A 16,006-nucleotide genomic window follows, 5' to 3' on the forward strand; every position below is an offset into this window, starting at 1 on the left:
CGTCGTGGTAGTCGCGTCTCTGTCCGGCGCTGTCGCCGCACAGGACGCTCCGAACGCGACGGCTGAGAACTCGACGGAGACCTGCGGCGAGTACGTCACCGAGTACATCTCGCTCTGCTCGGCTGACTACGACGGCTCCGCCGCGGTGATCGTCCTTGACGCCGACCGGCGCGAGCGCATCACAGTTACCGAGGCCGTCGCCCTGACCGAACCGCGAGAACTGAACCGTCGCTCGTTCGTCGTCGACGGGCGCACGACGATCCGCTTCGCGGTCGACCCCGCCAACGGCGCCGCTGGCGTCACGATCGACGACGGAACCACGCTCTACGGCGTCCCGCTTGAAACCTCGTCGACGATCGTCGCCGGGCCGTTCACCGCGAGCGATACGCAAGCCGCCGGAGTCGGCGGCGCGCTCGGTGTTGCGCTCACTACCCTGTACCTCGTTGCTCGGCGCGTCTACGGCAAATCGGAAGAGGCAGAGAGGATAGCATGAACGCCACGAACCCCGCCACCGAGGACGAACAGCCCGCGCACCTCGACCTGCTCGATTGGCTCCGGGCACGCGCTCCCCAGCTCGTCGTGCTTTCCATCGCCGCCGCGATCGTCGCGATGGTCGCCGGGTTCGACATTTCGATTCCGCGCTTCTGGTACATCGCTGGTGTAGCCGCGTTGCTCGTGACACCGCTCGGCTGGATGACCGGATCGAAGGTCGTCAGCTGGCTCTACAATCCTTCGTTCGTCTGGTTGATCGACCTCGACGCCCGCGTGCTGGAGGGTGGTATCTACCGACTCCCGCCCGACGACTTCCGCGAGATGGATGTACTCGACGAGGAGGACTTCATCAATTCGACGTACGAACTCACGCAGCTCTCCCCGAACCTCTACGTCGGGAAACAGGTCGACCTCGAAGACATGACCGTCGTCGGCACCTGGCGCGGCACGCTCGACGACCGAGAACTCACCCGCGCTCTCCGTGCTGTTCACGAGTGTCGTGGCCAGCTCCAGGAGGACGCCCAGCGTGGTTTTATCCTCGAAACCTCCGCGTTCGTCGTGGTTCGCCGGGCCACCCGGAACACGGTCGAGCGTGTCGTCGAACTGTTCGAAGACGGCTCGCTGCCCGACTCCGGCTCGGGTATCGAGCGCGCCATCGACCAGGAACTCGAAGAGTTCGGACTGGCCGATTCGGACAATCAGGACCTTTCCGACCTCGTCGACGACGCCGACCTAGACGACCTCGACCACAAGTCCGGGTTCGACTTCTCCGAACCTGAGCCTGCGACCGAGCGGAACGGTCACGCGGAGAAAACGGAGGTGTCCGTCGATGGGTAACTCCGATGAGGGGATGCTCACGGCTGCGAAGCTCGCCGAGCAGCTGTCCGGCAACCTCGAAACGGATCGCGATTTCGCGTCCGGCGCGGGCGCGCTCGACCCCGAGGACGTTCCCGCCTCGGTGTTCCTCGACGATATCGAACCAGACGTCACGGGTCGGTCCGAGCTGCTGTCGCTCGTCGACCGGACCCAACAGTCCCGACAGGCGTCCGAAGCGATTCGCTCGGGGAACTCGCTGCTGCTCTCGCACCTGGTGGGCGTAACTGAACAGGACCTCGACGCCTCTGCGCTGCGGCTCCCGCTGCGGCTCGACGAGGTCATGACGAACAACGACGCGACGGCGTTCATCGGCGGCGCGGGGAACCCGAACACGGGAAAGACGAACCTGATGGCGCTGCTGGCGGAACTCCGCTCGGCGACCGTCGACGATCTCCTCGTGATCTCGAACTCGCGCACCTGGCCCCGGACGGACATCGTCGTCACGAGCGCGCACGACCTGGCGGTGACGTGTATCGAGCATCGCGACCGGCCGAAGTTCGTGTTTATCGACGAGGGGTCGACGCACTTCGACGCACGGACGAACAGCTACGAGGTCGCGGCGCAGTTCTCTCCGCTGGCGAAGCGGATGGCGAAGATCAACGTCGACGTCTTCGGAACGGTATTCCACACGGGGAAGGACTGTCACCCTGAGCTAAAGCGCCTGTTCACGACAGCATATTTCAAGCACTCGAAGAAGGAGGTCGATTTCTTCGCCGACTGGCCCGCTGACGCCGACAAGCCGACGAATCAACTGTTCGGCGGGACCGTCGAGAACCTCGAACCCGCGACCGCGGAACCCGACCCGGACGACGCCGCTCCGTGGAACTGGAATCTTGAACCCGACCTATTCTCTCTGGATCTCGACTGGCCTGAGCTGCTGAACGAACTCCGTAATCGGGGTCCATCTGAATGATCCACCATCCGATATACAATGAGCTATTGACAAATAACAGATTTTGCCTAACTCCCATTAGATTGATTATGACAACTAGTCTTATTCAGATCATCCAGCATAATGTCTGTAAGAGATATTCCAGAAGTTTTTCGTGAGGAATCTCGTGTCTTTTTATTGTTTCCATCAGTCGCACACGGCTATTTGTATCATACTACTGGTAATGTGTTTTATATCACACTCGCAACTATCGCACTTATACCTCCCTCTTTGAGTTTCTGCTTATTCTACATAAACGGGTTAGGCGAGATAAACGGCTACCGTGACTACTTCGTGATTACTGCTGAAAGGGTTGGTTTCTCTTTACTTGCCCTCTATCTAATTCTTGGAGTTATTCATATATTTTCAGTAACCGGACTCATACTCCACATGGACCATACTGATTATATCCATGTGTTCTTGTTCTTATCTTCAATATTTTTGTCGTTAGTAGTGTCTTGGGACCTGTATTTCGGTGATGCCATTACAAAATTCGAAGCCGTGGAGAAACTTTCTCCTACTGAACGAATCGACCAGAGGCTTCCCAACGAGTCAAATGATAACGAGGATTAATTTGATCACCTGACTCGACTCACTCTCACTTTGCCCGACCCACCAACCGACCCACCCTTCTCCTGTGGTGGTATCAACCTGCGTTCTTGCCTGCGCGACCCCTCCTTGTGGGGGGTTGCGCAGGCTACTTCTCGTCTACAAAATCTGCTCCATCTTCTGTTATCCACCAAACTGGACTATTTCCTGCCTTCTTCTCGTCAACCAGTCCCTTCTCCTCCAGAGAATACAATCTCTTTCTGATTCCATTAAGCGAAAACCCCGTCTCATCGGCTAGTTCGCTTGTAGTCAAGACCGGGTCTGTCGCTGATTTCAAAATGATAAGGATCTCTTTGTCGCTGATCGTCTCCTTTCTCCCGGCCATTAACCCCAATCTCGTCTGCTCTTACTAATTATCACCCTCTATTTTAGTGTAACCTTACAACTGGTGTGAGCGTTACAACTAAGTCGCCTCGATATGACTGGTTAGCTAACGGAAGACCTCAATCAAAACCGGACCTCGCTGCTGGTGACAGCAGGTCCGGACGGGCTTCCGTGAACCAGCCACGAAAGCCATGTCAGCAAACACGGCCGGGGGTATTCAATCCCCCCACGGCGGACGTGATCGCGCAGCAACCAGCGGACCCGCTCCGCTTCAGTTTCACTTTCAGTCCCCGTACAAGGATTTCCCCTTTTATACGCCACCTCGTCGGCGTGAGGTGATGCCTCCAAAGGAAGTTGTGCGGATCGAAGATGACGCAGATCGGTGGCGGTTCCTCTGTCCCCGCGGCCACCGAACGTGGGAACCGACGAATCACCATTTCTGGTGCCAGCTCTGCGCGCGCCGCGACGACGCCGACGGCGTGTTCCACGAGCTGCGCGACCAGAAGACCGACGCCCTCCTCGAACGCGACCGGGTCCAGCTGCTCACGGACTCCGGACCGTACGATCACGACCTCGACGGGGGCGCGCGATGACGACGCTCTACTGCGCCGACTGTCGGTCCCGGTTCGAACCGGACGACCGGCACGTTTGGATTCAAGGCGAGACTCGCTCCGTCGACGATCGTAACCGGCTCGAAGACTTCGCGATGTGCCCGGACTGCTGGGCCGACCTCACGGAAGACTGGGGTGAGCCGGTGTGAACAGTCGCACCGCTCGCGACCTCTCCACCTGCCCCGTCTGCGAGGCCCGGATCGACCCCGAGCCGCCGGACGGGTTCACCCGGTACGCGCGGCAGGTCGCGGGCTATCTCGACCACTTCGCTGACGCGCACCCGGATCATCCGATCCTCGACGCCCCGGAGGGTTACCTGTGAGCCGGGACCGCTCGCGCGATCCCGGCGACCTCGCCCCGCGGGAGGCGGTCACCCGCTACCTTCGTCGACGGCGGTCCGACTCGACTGACGCCAGCATCAAATCGTGGAAGTACCGGCTGAAGCTGTTCGTCGAGTGGTGCGAAGGTATCGGCGTCGAGCGCGTCGATGATCTCCGCGGCTACGACCTCGACGAGTATTACGAGCTGCGCAGCGGTGCCGTCGCACCGGCGACCCTCGAAGGGGAGATGTGGACGCTCCAGAAGTTCACCGAGTACCTGGAACAGATCGGCGCCGTCGACGACCTCTCCGATTCGGTGCGGGTCCCTAACCTCGACCCGTCCGACCGCGCGAACTCGGAGAGTTTATCGACCGAGCCGGCACTCGCGCTGCTCGACTACTATCGAGATTCCGACGTTCACCGGGCGACCCGGCAACACACCTTCCTCGAACTTGCGTGGCACACCGGCGCGCGACAGGGCGGCCTCCGGGCGCTCGATGTTCACGACGTGTACCCCGATGAGGGGTACGTCGAGTTCCATCACCGCCCGGAGACGGGTACCCCGCTCAAGAACAAACGGCACGGGGAGCGCGCCGTGGCGGTCCCCGACGAGGTCGCGACGGTTCTACGGGAGTTCCTCGGGAAGCGGTACGAGGTTCACGACGACCACGATCGGCAGCCCTACCTCGCGAGCCGATACGGGCGGCCGACCGAGAACACGATCCGCACCTGGTCGTACGTCGCGACGCTCCCGTGTCTTCACTCGGACTGCCCGCACGGAAAGGAGCGCACTAGCTGCGACTACACCGAGATTAAGCACGCGAGCAAGTGCCCTTCGTCTCGGTCTCCGCACCGGATTCGTACCGGCGCGGTAACGTGGATGCTGAACGCGGGGATTCCTCCCGAGGTCGTCGCGCAGCGCGTGAACGCCTCGGTTCAGACCATCCGCGATCACTACGACTGGGCGACCGAGTCCCAGCGGTGGTCTCGCTATCACGACCAGATGGACAGCCGTCGCGAACACCTCAAGAAACTCGATTTCGACGATGAACTTGATTTCACCACCCAGTAAGATGAATCGACAGATAGACACCACCGAGCGGGCCGCTCAAGGCCCTAGATCGCCGTCGTGCCGGCCCACTTCTCCCGCATCCGTTCGCCTCGGTGAGCGACGGCCGTCGGTTTCCGACGCACCGAACCGATTGAGTGTCCAGAGCCGGAACCGATCGGTAATGCCAACCGACACCGTCGCGGGCGTCGACTGGGCGGGCGGCGCGTGGCTCGCGGTCGTGATCGACGGGGACGGCGAGCCGGACGCGCGCCTCGAACGCGACCTCGAAGCGCTGTGGGCGGACGGCGTCGATCGGATCCTGGTCGACGTGCCGATCGGGCTCCCGGACGACGCGGAGACGCTGGCGGCCCGAGAGGCCGTCGACGCGGCCGCGCGGTCGGCCAGCGGCCGACCGAGCAGCGTTTTCCCCGTCCCCTCTCGGGGCGCGTGTGAGGCGGCGGCGGACGGGGGCGACTACGAGACCGTAAGCGAGCGGAACCGACGAGACCTCGACAAGGGACTGAGCCGGCAGTCGTACCACATCGCGCCGGCGGTCGGGGAGGTCGACGCGTTCCTTCGAGAGGACGAGGCGGCGCGCGAGGCGGTAATGGAGGCGCACCCGGAGGTGTGCTTCCGCGGGCTCGCCGGGCGGCCACTCGACCACTCGAAGACCGGTGCGCCGGGCGTCGGCGAGCGGCTGGACGCGCTCGCCGACCACTTCGGCGAGCCGGGCGCCGCGCTCGGGGAGATCTGTCGGGGGCTGGCCGACGACGCGCCCGACCTCGCGGAGGCCGCGGACGCGACCGTCGACGACGCGATCGACGCGCTCGCGCTCGCCGCCGTCGCGCGCCGGCCGGCCGACGAACTCCGATTCCTGCCGGGCGACCCCGACTACCGCGACGCCGAGGGGATCCCGATGCGGATGGCGTACTGGAGCGCGGAGCCGCTGGCGTGAGGCGCGGCCGGGATCGGGGCCCGCCGACGTACCCAGGGGAGACGAGCGAGATCCGATTCAGACGTTGGTAAGGTTCAAGTCCCTCTGTCGCCCGCTACGACACGAATGAAACTCTTCTCCTCGCGGGCGGACCGCCGGCGGGGGATCGCGGCCGCGGTCGGCGTCGCGGTCCTCGCGGTCGGGCTCTACGTCCTCGTGAGCCGCTACGCGGGCTTCCTCACCAACGCCGAGGCCCTCCGGACGTGGCTCGATCAGTTCGGCGTCTTCGCCCCTATCGTGTTCATCGGCCTCCAGGCCCTCCAGGTCGTCGTCGCCCCGATTCCGGGACAGGTCGTCGCCCTCGTCGCGGGCTTCCTCTTCGGCTCGCTCTGGGGAACCGTGTACAGCCTCACCGGCGTGCTCATCGGCAGCGCGGTCGCCTTCTCGCTCTCGAAGCGGTACGGGCGCTCCTTCGTCGAGAACGTCATCCACGAGGACGTGATCGAGCGGTTCGACGGGTTCGTCGACACCGTCGGCGTCCCCGGGCTGTTCGCGTTCGTCATCATCCCCGGCCTCCCGGACGACGCCATCTGCTTCCTGAGCGGCCTCACCAAGTGGTCGCTGCCGACGTTCATGGGCGTCATCGCCGTGGGGCGGCTCCCGGCGTACGTGCTGACGGTGTACGCCGGCGGGGAGCTCGCCAGCGGGCGGTTCCTCTCGGCGATGGCGCTGGTCGGGCTGGTCGTCGCCGCGTCAGCGGTCGGCTACTACAAGCAGGAAGCGGTCCGGGACCTCGTCGAACGGGTCGAGCCGCGGCTGCCGTTCTGAGGCGCGCGGCGCGTTGCGGGCCGGGCAATCCGGCGGTGGTCGACTCCGGGGCTACCCCCACGTCCACTGCGCGTCGAGCACGAAGCGGTAGAGGCCGCTGATGATGATCGCGACCACGTTCGCGACGAGATACATCACGCCGCCCCACTCGACGAGCGCGGCGAGGACGCCCAGCTGGATCGGGATGGCGGTGCCGCGGACCAGGTTCGTCTTCAGCAGTCCGGTGAGGTACTCGGAGACGCCCGTGTTGCGGCTCGCGCGGAACGTCCACGCGTTGTTGAGGACGTACGAGCAGACGATCGTGATCTCGATGGCGACGGCCGCGCCGACGAGGTAGTTCAGTCCCGCGGTGTCGACGAACAGCCAGAGCAGTGCTAACTGGAGCGCGGCGGTGAGCGCGCCGACGACGACGAACCGGCGCATCTGGACCGCGATCGGTCCGCTCGCGAGGTCGCGCAGGACCGCTCTGATCATTTGTACCCGAGCGCTTCGAGGCGGGCTTCGAGGTCCTCGTCGACCTCCCCCTCGTCCTCGCCGCGCTCGGCGGCCGCCGCGGCCGCCGCCGCACCGCGCTCGCGGAGCAGTTCCGCGTGGGCGTCGACGACGGGCGCGAACCGATCGATGACCGCCTGCGCCTCCGCGTCGGGGTCGACCGCGAGGTTCGTCTGCTGGGTCGGGTCGGAGGGGCGGTGGTACAGCTCTCGCCCGCCGGCGTCGACGTTCTCGATGTACGTCCAGTCCTCGTCGCGTGCGCTGACGAACAGGTCGCCGTCGGACAGCGACCGGGGGATCGGCTGCTGGGTCACGTCCCCGCCGCGAACGGTCACCGAGACGACCGGGTCGGCCGCCGACTCCTCGTCTGTCTCCGGGGGCGTCCCGTCGCCGCGCAGCGCCGGGAGGAGCGACTCGCCGTGCCAGTCGTCGGGCGCGTCGACGCCGAGGAGGTCGGCCACGGTGGGCGGGATGGCGTCCAGCCCGACCCGGCCGTCGACGCGCCCGCCGTCGAGCCCGGGGACGTCGGCCACGAACGGGACGCGGATCAGCTCGTCGTACAGCTTCGGGTAGTGCGCGAGGTGGCCGTGTTCCTGGAATTCCTCGCCGTGGTCGCCGGCGAGCAGGACCGCCGTGTCGTCGCGGACGCCGCCCGCGTCGAGCGCGTCGAGCAGCCGGCCGACGCTGGCGTCGACCTGTCGCACCGTCGCCTGATACAGGGTCCGCAGCTCCGTGAGGGTTCGTTCGTCGACTTCGAGGCCGAGGCTCGTCCGGGCGTGCGCGTGGAGCATCTGGTGGGTGCCGACGATGCCGTCCGACACCTCGCGGATGTACCGCGGCGCGGGCACGTACGGGGTGTGGGTGTCCATGTAGTGGACCCACAGGAAGAACGGTTCCTCGGTGTCGTCGACGAACGCGGTCGCGGCGTCCTCAACGTCGAACATGCGCGAGGCGTCGAGGAACGGGCGGTCGTCGCTGTCGCCGCGGAGCTTCGAGCCGAGGCGGCGGATCGGCGAGGTGGCGAGCTGGATCCACGCCTCGACGGTCGGGTGCGCGGCGAGGTACCGGCTGTAGACGCTGGAGCCGACGCTCGTGACGAACGGCTCGAACTCGTCGAACCCGTCGGGGTACCCCCAGTGCTCGGTGAGGAACCCGTTGGCGGCGTTGAAGCCGCCGGTCGCGACCCCGGCCTCGGAGACCGCCTCCGCGAGCGTCACCGACTCGTCGACGCCGATGTCGCCCGTCCGCGCGAACACCGGCTCCGAGGCGAGGATGGCGGGGAACGAGAACGGCGTCCAGTTGCCGGTCGCGAACGCGCGGTCGAACACCGTCCCCCGGTCGGCGAGGTCGTCGATCACCGGCGAGCGGCGCTCGGCGTCGTACGGGGAGACGGCGTCCGCGCGAAGCGAGTCCACCGTGACCAAGACGACGTTGGAAACGGGCGCGTCGTCGGTCGACGCGTCCGCGTCCGCGGCTGAAGGGGTCGACGAGTCAGATGTCATAGGGTACGGTGCGAATCCCCGGAGAACGCGCACACCGCGGCGGACTTCGGGATCCGCGAATACACCTGGAACGGCGATAGCCAGCGGCTTGAGGATTTCGATCCCGGGCATCTCCCGTCGAGCGTACCTATTTCCCGGTGCCGGCACACCGTGTCGACATGGACGAGACGCCAACCGGCCGGCCGGTCGACGACGGGGCGTTGCCGGAGTCGGTCCCAGACGACGAGATTCCCGAGTCGGTTCCGGGCCGATCCCGCGCGGTCGAGACGAACGGCGTGCCGCTCCACGTCGTCGAGGCCGGTCCCGTAGACGGGAAGCTGCTGGTCCTGCTCCACGGCTTCCCCGAGTTCTGGTACGGCTGGCACGACGCGATCGCGTCGCTCGCGAACGCGGGCTACCGCGTCGTCGTCCCCGACCAACGCGGCTACAACTGCTCCGGGAAGCCCTCGGCCGTGCGCGACTACCGGATCGACGAACTCGCGCGCGACGTGGTCGGGCTGATCGACGCGTACGACCGGGAGACGGCGGCCGTCGCGGGACACGACTGGGGCGCTGCGGTGGCGTGGTGGCTCGCGCTCCACCACGAGGACCGCGTCTCGGAGCTGGTCGCCGTCAACGTCCCGCACCCGAGCGTCTTCGAGCGCGCGCTCCGCACCTCGTGGGACCAGCGGCTCAAGAGCTGGTACGTGCTCGCGTTCCAGTTCCCCAGGTTGCCCGAAGCGATCGCCAGCGCCGGGAACTGGCGGCTCGCGGCGAACGCGTTACGCGACACGAGCGCGCCGGGCACCTTCACCGACGAAGACCTGCGGCGCTATCGCCGCGCGTGGGACCGCGACGGCGCCTTCGAGGCGATGGTGAACTGGTACCGCGCGATCGTCCGCGACCGCCCCGAGCCGGCGACGACGGAGGTGACGGTACCGACGCTGGTCGTCTGGGGCGCACAGGACCGGTTCCTCGTGCGTCGACTGGCTCATGAGAGCGTCGAGCGCTGCGCCGACGGCCGGCTGCTCGTGATCGACGAGGCGAGCCACTGGGTCGTCCACGAACACCCCCACCGCGTCGCCGAGGCGATCGCGGACCACGCGGACCCGCTGCCGCCGGGCGCCCGAGAGTAATCCCTCGGTGCGGTCTCGGCGTTCCCGAGTCGGGCTCGGCGTTCGGATCGGGCGGCGCGCCGCGACGAATATTGTCCTCGGTGCGCCGCCACAAAGGTTATATCTGCCCTTCACCAAGGGACAGATATGAGTAAGCACTTCGAAGACGCACGGTACTACCTCGGTCGAGCGGCGGACCACGCGAAGGCGGGCGTGAAAGAGGAGTTAGCGCCCGTCGAGGAACGGGTGAAAGAACTCGTGGGCCGGGAGGACGACGAGGAGCCGGAGCCCTCACGGCTGGACAAGCTCCAAGCGGACCTGAAGGAGCTCGAAGAGCGCGCCGAGGGCGAGGCCCGCGAGGCGGTCGCGTCCGCTCGGAAGCGCGTCGCGGAGTACCGCGGCAAGGACACCGCCGCGGAGTAACGGCGCTCCGTTCGGCGCGATCGCGTACGCCGAGTTACTTCAGTGGTGGGCCGGCCGTCGCGGCCGCGTCGCCGCCGATTCGCTGTTCGGCGGGCAGCACCGCGTACTCGATATCGGCCGCCTCGAACAGCGACCGCACCCGTCGGATCCCCTCCTCGGCGTCGACGTCCGTCGCGCGGTAGTGGCGGATCGGGTGCCGGATCCACGACGGCTCCCAGTGAGCGTACACGTCGGTCGTCGAACGGTCGGCCCCGGCGTACAGCGCGAGGTGAAGCTGGTCGTCGCTTTCGAGCGGCCCCTCCGGGTACCGGACCCAACTGGCCACGGTCGTCTGCGGGGGCGTCTCGTAGTCGCGGTACTTGAGCGAGGAGACGAGGTTCCGAACGAACCCGAGCCGGTGGAGCCGCGCCTCGACGACCGGGTACGGCTCGCGGAGCGTAAGCGCGTACTGCTCTCGTGGCGTCTCTCGCTCGGCGTAGAGGCCGACGAGCGACAGCGGCGCGTGGAGGAGACTCGCGACGCTCTGGCGGAGCCGTTCGAGGAAGCGGAGTTCGTGAGTCACGACGAGGGATCCGGGCGGCCGCGAAATGAAGCTTCGGCGTAAAGTAACTCTTAAGTCCGGACGTCGGATACCTCGGAGTGAGCGGGTTGGTGGTCTAGCCAGGTTATGACGGCTCCTTCACACGGAGCAGGCCGGCGGTTCGAATCCGCCCCAACCCATACATTTCCCTGCCGTTCGTGAAGGAAGTGTCGAAAGTCACACGCGCACGTGTCGTCCGTCTCGCAACCGAGAGCACCGGCGCAAAAAGTCACCACCCGGGCCGACCAGAACCGCGCCACAACTCCGCGAGCCCACCGAGTCGGTCGCCAAAGCCCAGATTTCGGCCACCGGGCGGGCCGTTACCGCTCGCTCCGGACCGTCACCGTCTCCTGTTCGAACTCGTCCGCGCCGTCGCGCCAGCGCCACGAGCCGACGAACGGGTAGCCGTCGAGCGCGCAGATGACGTACGAGTGGTCGGGCCACGTCGCCCGCGCGGCGTCCGTCTCGCTCGGGTGCGTCGGGCCGGTGGGGTGGGAGTGGTAGAAGCCGACCACGTCGCGGCCCGCCGCCTCGACGGTCTCGATCAGGTCGAGCTGCGCTTCGGGGTCGATCCGGTAGCGGATCTCGGGCGTGTCCGCGACGTTCTCGGCCGGATGGGTCTCCGTGACCACGCTGGGGTCCCCGTCCGTCCCGCGGTCGCCGGCGAGGACGCCGCAGACCTCGGCCTCGCCGCCCTCGTAGGCCCGGTACACGATGTCGTCGTACGCCGCCCGCGTGAGTTCGATCATACCGGATGAAGGCCCGACGCCGGCATAAGTCCGATCGGACCAGCGGGGGAGAGGCCCGAACCGGTCCGCGGGCGACACCGTGCTCACCAGTCCCTGGACACCGGCGTCTCGCTCGCGTCGACGCGCTCCAGCAGCCACGCCGCGGCCGCGTCGAGCGCGTCGTCGTCGGTCCCGGTCACCTTGAGCCGGTTGTGGTCGGCCTCGCGGTCCGGGTAGCAGCCGACGGCGACATCGAACCGCTCAGTCGACTCCTCCAGGGCGTCGACGATGTTCGACTCCGGCTCGACGGTGTAGAGGAACCGCGAGCGCCGGTCGCCCGCGAACTCGTCGGCGACGGTCTCGAACGTCGCCTTCAGCTCGTCCGGGATCCCGGGCATGACGTAGACGTTCTCGACGACGCAGCCCGGCGCGAGCCCGGCCTCGGTCACCAGCGGGCGGCTCCCCGCTGGGACCGACGCCTCGGCCGCGACGTCGACGTCGAACTCGCGGTCGGGGACGCGCTCGCGGATCGCGGCCAGCCGCCGCTCGACCGACTCGCGCGTGAGGTCAGTCGGGGCCATCTCGCGGTCGAACGCGTCCGCGACCGCCTCCATAGTCACGTCGTCCGGGGTGCTGCCGATCCCGCCGGTGACGATCACGGCGTCGAAGTCGCCCGCGTACTCGCTGACCCGGTCAGCGATCTCGGCCCTGTCGTCGGGGATCGAGAGGATCCGCGACACGGCGACGCCGCGCTCGCTCAGCTCCGCGGCGAGCCAGTTCGCGTTGGTGTTCACCGTGTCGCCCGAGAGCAGTTCGTCCCCGACCGTGATCAGCGCGACCTCCATCGGACCGGCGTACGAGCGGCCGACGGATGTGCGTTTCCCGCCGCGGACAGACCCGAATAATAATGAGGGACCGCGGCCTCGGTCGGGAGGTGACACGCGACACCACACGCCGTGCGGTCCTCGCGAGCGTCCTCGCGGCCGGCAGCGCCGGACTGGCGGCGAGCGACGCGGCCGACCTCCTCGACTCGTTCGCCCCGCTGTCGGGCGGGGCGTGGGACGCAGCCGATCGGTCGCTCCCCGAGACGGTCGAGAGCCCGCACGGGGCGGCGAGCGTCTCGCGCGACGAGTTCGGCGTCCCGCAGGTCGAGGCCGACGCGGAGCCCGCGGCGTACTTCGCGGTGGGCTACTGCCAGGCGTTCGACCGCCTGTTCGCGATGGACCTCCAGCGCCGGGTGATGCGCGGCCGCCTCTCGGAGGTGATCGGCGAGGCGACGCTCGACAGCGACGAGTTCAACGTCGCGATGGGCTTCGCCGACGCCGCCGCGGCCACCTGGGACGCGGTCGCCGAGACGCGCGCCGGCCCGCTCGCCGAGGCGTTCGCCGACGGCGTCAACGCCGCGATGGAGGACCTCCCGCTCCCGCTGGAGTTCGTGCTGGTCGGCTACGAGCCCGAGCCGTGGACCCCGGTCGACTCGATGCTGATGGAGAAGCAGATATCGTGGACGCTCACGGGCAGCTTCTCGGAGCTGCGCCGCGCGCTCGTCGCCGACCGCCTCGGCGCGGAGCGCGCGGCGACCCTGTTCCCGACGCGGTACGACCACGACGACCCGATCCTCGACGGGACCGAGACGCGGCTCGACGGGGCGCGGGAGTCCGCGCTGGCCGACGCGGGCGAGCGGGGGGAGCGGACTTCGAACGACCGGGAGCGAGCTTCGAACGGTCGGGAGCGCGGCTCGGTCGACCCCGTCGACCCGGCCCTAACCGACTGGCTCTCCGGGTTCGAGTCGCCGACCGGCGTCGGCTCGAACAGCTGGGTCGTCTCGGGCGAGCACACCGCGAGCGGGACGCCGACCGTCGCGTACGACCCGCACCTCTCGCTTCAGGCGCCGCCGCTATGGTACGAGCAGTCGGTCGACACCCCCGAACGCTCGGTGCGGGGCGCGACGTTCTCGGGCGTGCCGTTCGTCATCGCGGGCGTGAACGACCGCGGGACGTGGTCGTTCACGAACCTCGGCGCCGACGTGCTCGACTGCTACCGCTACGAGATCGACGAGGCGGGCGACCGCTACCGGTACGACGGCGAGTGGCGCCCGTTCGAGGTCGACGAGCGCGAGACGATCCCGGTCGCCGGCGGCGAGGACCGGGAGCTTCGCGTCCGCCGCACCGTCCACGGCCCGCTGATCGAGCGCGAGGGGCGGACGGTCGGCGTCGCGTGGACCGGCCACACGGCGACGCGCACCACGACCGCCATCGAGGCGTACGGGCGCAGCGGGGGGATAGACGACCTGATCGACGCGACGCGCGACTTCGACCTGCCGACGCAGAACCTCGTGTACGCGGACGCCGACGGCCGGACGCTCTACTTCGCGACCGGGCGGCTGCCGATCCGCCGGACGGACGGCGAGGTCGTCGACGGCGACCGGGTCTTCGACGGCTCCGCGGGCGAGGGCGAGTGGGAGGGGTTCGAGCCGTTCGGCGAGTCCTCGTGGGAGGGGTTCGTCCCCTTCGAGGAGAAGCCGCACGCGATCGACCCCGACGCGCTCTCGACGGCGAACCAGCGGCCGATCGACGACCCGATCCACTACGTCGGCGTCGACTACGCGACCCCGTACCGCGGCGCGCGCATCGCCGACCGGTTGGACGCGCGGACGGCTGACGGGGGGACGACCGACCCCGAGTTCCACCGCGGGCTCCAGAGCGACGTGCGCGACGGGCGCGCGCCGGAACTCGTCCCGGAACTGGTCGCCGCCGTGCGCGACCGGTCCGACCCAGGCCCGGCGCTCGTCGACGCGGCCGACGCCCTCGACGAGTGGGACTACCGGATGGCGCGCGACGCCCGCGGCGCGCTGCTCTTCGCCCGCTACCTGCCGGCGTTCCGCGAGCGCGTCTTCGGCCCCGCGTTCGGCGAGGCCGACCTCGACGACTCCTACTACCCGAGCGACTGGACGCTCGCGCGGCTCCCCGACGACGACCCGCTGTTCGACGGGCGCTCGCGGGCCGACCTCGCGGTCGCGGCCCTCGGCGACGCGCTCGCCGAGGTCGACGAGGCCGGGTGGGAGCGGTACAGCGACTACAACACCACGCGGGCGATGACCCACCCGCTCGGCGGCGAGGCGCCGTTCCTGAACTACGCGGAGCGCCCGGCGGACGGCTCGCCCGCCACCGTGAAGAACTACCGCGTCGAGTCGTCCGTCGGGTCGAGCTGGCGGATGGTGGTGCGCCCGGGGACCAACGCCACCGCGGTCCTCCCGGGCGGGAACTCGGGCGACTACTTCTCAGAGCACTACGACGACCAGCTCCGGCGCTGGCTCGAAAACGACCAGCGCCCGATGCCGCTCGGCGGCGGCGACCCGGTAGTGCGGTTCGAGCCGACGGAGGGGTCGCGATGAGCGACGGGCCGTCGCCGGTAGAGCGCGCCAGGACGGAGCCGCGGGCGCACGCGGTCGCGGTCGTCGCCGCCGTGGCGGTCGGCGTCGCGCTCGCGTCGGTCCACTGGCTCGGGCTGATTGCGGCCGGCGCGCTCGCGTCGCTCGCCGCGCCGACGGTCCGCCGCGGCGTCGCGTACGCGCTCGGGGCGGGCGTCGTCGCCCTCGCCGCGTTCGCGGTCTCGCTCGGCCCGGCGGCCGCGGCGGTGCCGGGGATGCGGCCGATCACCTACGTCGCGGTCGGGGCGGGGCTGGCGCTGCCGCTGTTCGGGTCGCTCGCGCGGGCCGTCGCGACCTGACGCGCTCCGGCGGCCGGCGCTCAGTCCAGCCGCTCTACGTCGGTGACGGTCTCGTCGGTCTCGACGTCGCCCGTGTTGCGCGTCTCGCGCGGCTCGAACAACAGGACCTCGGCCTCGGGCTCGGCGACGGGGCGGTGTTCGGTCCCGCGCGGGACGGCGATGAAGTCGCCGGCTTCCAGCACCGCGTCGTCCGCCTCGCGGAACTCGATCCGGAGCCGGCCGTCGCGGACGATAAAGAGCTCGTCGGCGTCCGCGTGGCTGTGCCAGACGAACTCCCCGTCAGCCTTCACGAGCTTGACCGCCTGTCCGTTGAGCTCGGCCGCGAGCCGCGGCGACCACGTCTCGTCGAACGAGCCGAACGCCTCCGCGAGGGACGCCTTCTCCATACCGGCGGTCGGGGCCGGAGCGGTAAAGTCGCTGTTCACCCCGGTCGCAGCGGCGCCCGCGACCGTCCGGGGCGCGTGGGAGATATATAGCACTCG

At 68.1% G+C, this 16,006-nt stretch carries 21 protein-coding genes and 1 tRNA gene; 15 read left to right on the forward strand and 7 right to left on the reverse strand.

Annotation, left to right across the window (positions count from 1 at the left end):
* Positions 1-4: 4 nt before the first annotated feature.
* From EXE50_RS04200 to EXE50_RS04215, 4 genes are all read left to right on the forward strand, one after another.
* Positions 5-493: a hypothetical protein gene (locus EXE50_RS04200; RefSeq protein WP_241982627.1), complete on the forward strand. Its 489-nt coding sequence runs from the start codon at positions 5-7 to the stop codon at positions 491-493.
* Positions 490-1,329, forward strand: coding sequence for a hypothetical protein (locus tag EXE50_RS04205; protein WP_137704439.1), 840 nt, complete (start codon positions 490-492; stop codon positions 1,327-1,329). Before EXE50_RS04200 ends, EXE50_RS04205 begins: the two co-directional genes overlap by 4 nt.
* Positions 1,322-2,281: a hypothetical protein gene (locus tag EXE50_RS04210; protein WP_137704440.1), complete on the forward strand. Its 960-nt coding sequence runs from the start codon at positions 1,322-1,324 to the stop codon at positions 2,279-2,281. Before EXE50_RS04205 ends, EXE50_RS04210 begins: the two co-directional genes overlap by 8 nt.
* Before the next feature lie 102 nt (positions 2,282-2,383).
* A complete protein-coding gene (locus EXE50_RS04215) occupies positions 2,384-2,872 on the forward strand; it encodes a hypothetical protein (RefSeq protein WP_137704441.1) in 489 nt (162 codons plus the stop codon).
* Between the two features lie 124 nt (positions 2,873-2,996).
* On the opposite strand, the gene EXE50_RS04220 is transcribed toward EXE50_RS04215, so the two are convergent.
* A complete protein-coding gene (locus tag EXE50_RS04220; protein ID WP_137704442.1) occupies positions 2,997-3,233 on the reverse strand; it encodes a winged helix-turn-helix domain-containing protein in 237 nt (78 codons plus the stop codon).
* A 337-nt stretch (positions 3,234-3,570) separates the two neighbouring features.
* Here EXE50_RS04220 and EXE50_RS04225 point away from each other — a divergent pair, with 337 nt between their 5' ends.
* From EXE50_RS04225 to EXE50_RS04240, 6 genes are all read left to right on the forward strand, one after another.
* A complete protein-coding gene (locus EXE50_RS04225; RefSeq protein ID WP_137704443.1) occupies positions 3,571-3,825 on the forward strand; it encodes a hypothetical protein in 255 nt (84 codons plus the stop codon).
* Complete coding sequence (locus EXE50_RS17110) at positions 3,822-3,992, forward strand: hypothetical protein (protein WP_158293649.1); 171 nt, start codon at positions 3,822-3,824, stop codon at positions 3,990-3,992. The genes EXE50_RS04225 and EXE50_RS17110 overlap by 4 nt, the downstream gene beginning before the upstream one ends.
* Positions 3,989-4,165, forward strand: coding sequence for a hypothetical protein (locus EXE50_RS17115; RefSeq protein ID WP_158293650.1), 177 nt, complete (start codon positions 3,989-3,991; stop codon positions 4,163-4,165). The genes EXE50_RS17110 and EXE50_RS17115 overlap by 4 nt, the downstream gene beginning before the upstream one ends.
* On the forward strand, positions 4,162-5,235 hold the full coding sequence (locus EXE50_RS04230; RefSeq protein ID WP_137704444.1) for a site-specific integrase: 1,074 nt from the start codon (positions 4,162-4,164) through the stop codon (positions 5,233-5,235). Before EXE50_RS17115 ends, EXE50_RS04230 begins: the two co-directional genes overlap by 4 nt.
* A 160-nt stretch (positions 5,236-5,395) precedes the next feature.
* Positions 5,396-6,169, forward strand: coding sequence for a DUF429 domain-containing protein (locus EXE50_RS04235; protein WP_053772732.1), 774 nt, complete (start codon positions 5,396-5,398; stop codon positions 6,167-6,169).
* A gap of 105 nt (positions 6,170-6,274) precedes the next feature.
* Positions 6,275-6,976 carry a TVP38/TMEM64 family protein gene (locus tag EXE50_RS04240; RefSeq protein WP_053772733.1) on the forward strand — a complete coding sequence of 234 codons (702 nt, stop codon included), beginning with the start codon at positions 6,275-6,277 and terminating at the stop codon, positions 6,974-6,976.
* Positions 6,977-7,027: 51 nt separating this feature from the next.
* Here the strand turns inward: EXE50_RS04240 and EXE50_RS04245 are convergent, their stop codons facing one another.
* Positions 7,028-7,450, reverse strand: a complete 423-nt coding sequence (locus tag EXE50_RS04245; protein WP_053772734.1) for a GtrA family protein — start codon at positions 7,448-7,450, stop codon at positions 7,028-7,030.
* A complete protein-coding gene (locus EXE50_RS04250; RefSeq protein WP_053772735.1) occupies positions 7,447-8,970 on the reverse strand; it encodes a sulfatase-like hydrolase/transferase in 1,524 nt (507 codons plus the stop codon). Before EXE50_RS04250 ends, EXE50_RS04245 begins: the two co-directional genes overlap by 4 nt.
* 158 nt (positions 8,971-9,128) lie before the next feature.
* Here EXE50_RS04250 and EXE50_RS04255 point away from each other — a divergent pair, with 158 nt between their 5' ends.
* Both EXE50_RS04255 and EXE50_RS04260 read left to right on the forward strand, forming a co-directional pair.
* Positions 9,129-10,085: an alpha/beta fold hydrolase gene (locus EXE50_RS04255; protein ID WP_137704445.1), complete on the forward strand. Its 957-nt coding sequence runs from the start codon at positions 9,129-9,131 to the stop codon at positions 10,083-10,085.
* A gap of 126 nt (positions 10,086-10,211) precedes the next feature.
* Complete coding sequence (locus EXE50_RS04260; protein ID WP_053772737.1) at positions 10,212-10,487, forward strand: hypothetical protein; 276 nt, start codon at positions 10,212-10,214, stop codon at positions 10,485-10,487.
* A 34-nt stretch (positions 10,488-10,521) separates the two neighbouring features.
* Here the strand turns inward: EXE50_RS04260 and EXE50_RS04265 are convergent, their stop codons facing one another.
* Entirely contained in the window at positions 10,522-11,049 is a 528-nt protein-coding gene (locus tag EXE50_RS04265; RefSeq protein ID WP_053772738.1) for a hypothetical protein, read from the reverse strand.
* A gap of 83 nt (positions 11,050-11,132) precedes the next feature.
* Between EXE50_RS04265 and EXE50_RS04270 the strand changes: the two genes are divergently transcribed.
* Positions 11,133-11,207 (forward strand) — tRNA-Val (locus EXE50_RS04270).
* A gap of 180 nt (positions 11,208-11,387) precedes the next feature.
* Here the strand turns inward: EXE50_RS04270 and EXE50_RS04275 are convergent.
* On the reverse strand, positions 11,388-11,816 hold the full coding sequence (locus tag EXE50_RS04275; protein ID WP_053772739.1) for a desampylase: 429 nt from the start codon (positions 11,814-11,816) through the stop codon (positions 11,388-11,390).
* 83 nt (positions 11,817-11,899) lie between these two features.
* Positions 11,900-12,640 carry a molybdopterin-binding protein gene (locus EXE50_RS04280; RefSeq protein WP_053772740.1) on the reverse strand — a complete coding sequence of 247 codons (741 nt, stop codon included), beginning with the start codon at positions 12,638-12,640 and terminating at the stop codon, positions 11,900-11,902.
* 89 nt (positions 12,641-12,729) lie between these two features.
* Between EXE50_RS04280 and EXE50_RS04285 the strand changes: the two genes are divergently transcribed.
* Both EXE50_RS04285 and EXE50_RS04290 read left to right on the forward strand, forming a co-directional pair.
* Positions 12,730-15,189, forward strand: coding sequence for a penicillin acylase family protein (locus EXE50_RS04285; protein ID WP_137704446.1), 2,460 nt, complete (start codon positions 12,730-12,732; stop codon positions 15,187-15,189).
* Entirely contained in the window at positions 15,186-15,524 is a 339-nt protein-coding gene (locus EXE50_RS04290) for a hypothetical protein (RefSeq protein ID WP_137704447.1), read from the forward strand. The genes EXE50_RS04285 and EXE50_RS04290 overlap by 4 nt, the downstream gene beginning before the upstream one ends.
* A gap of 20 nt (positions 15,525-15,544) precedes the next feature.
* Here the strand turns inward: EXE50_RS04290 and EXE50_RS04295 are convergent, their stop codons facing one another.
* Positions 15,545-15,910, reverse strand: coding sequence for a cupin domain-containing protein (locus EXE50_RS04295; protein WP_053772742.1), 366 nt, complete (start codon positions 15,908-15,910; stop codon positions 15,545-15,547).
* Positions 15,911-16,006: the final 96 nt, after the last annotated feature.

Source organism: Halorubrum sp. ARQ200 (assembly GCF_005435115.1).
GTDB lineage: Archaea > Halobacteriota > Halobacteria > Halobacteriales > Haloferacaceae > Halorubrum > Halorubrum tropicale.

Coding starts and splice junctions, on each gene's coding strand:
- EXE50_RS04205 (WP_137704439.1), top strand. CDS start 490: ATGAACGCCACGAACCCCGCCACCGAGGACGAACAGCCCGCGCACCTC.
- EXE50_RS04210 (WP_137704440.1), top strand. CDS start 1,322: ATGGGTAACTCCGATGAGGGGATGCTCACGGCTGCGAAGCTCGCCGAG.
- EXE50_RS04215 (WP_137704441.1), top strand. CDS start 2,384: ATGTCTGTAAGAGATATTCCAGAAGTTTTTCGTGAGGAATCTCGTGTC.
- EXE50_RS04220 (WP_137704442.1), bottom strand. CDS start 3,233: ATGGCCGGGAGAAAGGAGACGATCAGCGACAAAGAGATCCTTATCATT.
- EXE50_RS04225 (WP_137704443.1), top strand. CDS start 3,571: ATGCCTCCAAAGGAAGTTGTGCGGATCGAAGATGACGCAGATCGGTGG.
- EXE50_RS17110 (WP_158293649.1), top strand. CDS start 3,822: ATGACGACGCTCTACTGCGCCGACTGTCGGTCCCGGTTCGAACCGGAC.
- EXE50_RS04235 (WP_053772732.1), top strand. CDS start 5,396: ATGCCAACCGACACCGTCGCGGGCGTCGACTGGGCGGGCGGCGCGTGG.
- EXE50_RS04240 (WP_053772733.1), top strand. CDS start 6,275: ATGAAACTCTTCTCCTCGCGGGCGGACCGCCGGCGGGGGATCGCGGCC.
- EXE50_RS04245 (WP_053772734.1), bottom strand. CDS start 7,450: ATGATCAGAGCGGTCCTGCGCGACCTCGCGAGCGGACCGATCGCGGTC.
- EXE50_RS04250 (WP_053772735.1), bottom strand. CDS start 8,970: ATGACATCTGACTCGTCGACCCCTTCAGCCGCGGACGCGGACGCGTCG.
- EXE50_RS04255 (WP_137704445.1), top strand. CDS start 9,129: ATGGACGAGACGCCAACCGGCCGGCCGGTCGACGACGGGGCGTTGCCG.
- EXE50_RS04260 (WP_053772737.1), top strand. CDS start 10,212: ATGAGTAAGCACTTCGAAGACGCACGGTACTACCTCGGTCGAGCGGCG.
- EXE50_RS04275 (WP_053772739.1), bottom strand. CDS start 11,816: ATGATCGAACTCACGCGGGCGGCGTACGACGACATCGTGTACCGGGCC.
- EXE50_RS04280 (WP_053772740.1), bottom strand. CDS start 12,640: ATGGAGGTCGCGCTGATCACGGTCGGGGACGAACTGCTCTCGGGCGAC.
- EXE50_RS04290 (WP_137704447.1), top strand. CDS start 15,186: ATGAGCGACGGGCCGTCGCCGGTAGAGCGCGCCAGGACGGAGCCGCGG.
- EXE50_RS04295 (WP_053772742.1), bottom strand. CDS start 15,910: ATGGAGAAGGCGTCCCTCGCGGAGGCGTTCGGCTCGTTCGACGAGACG.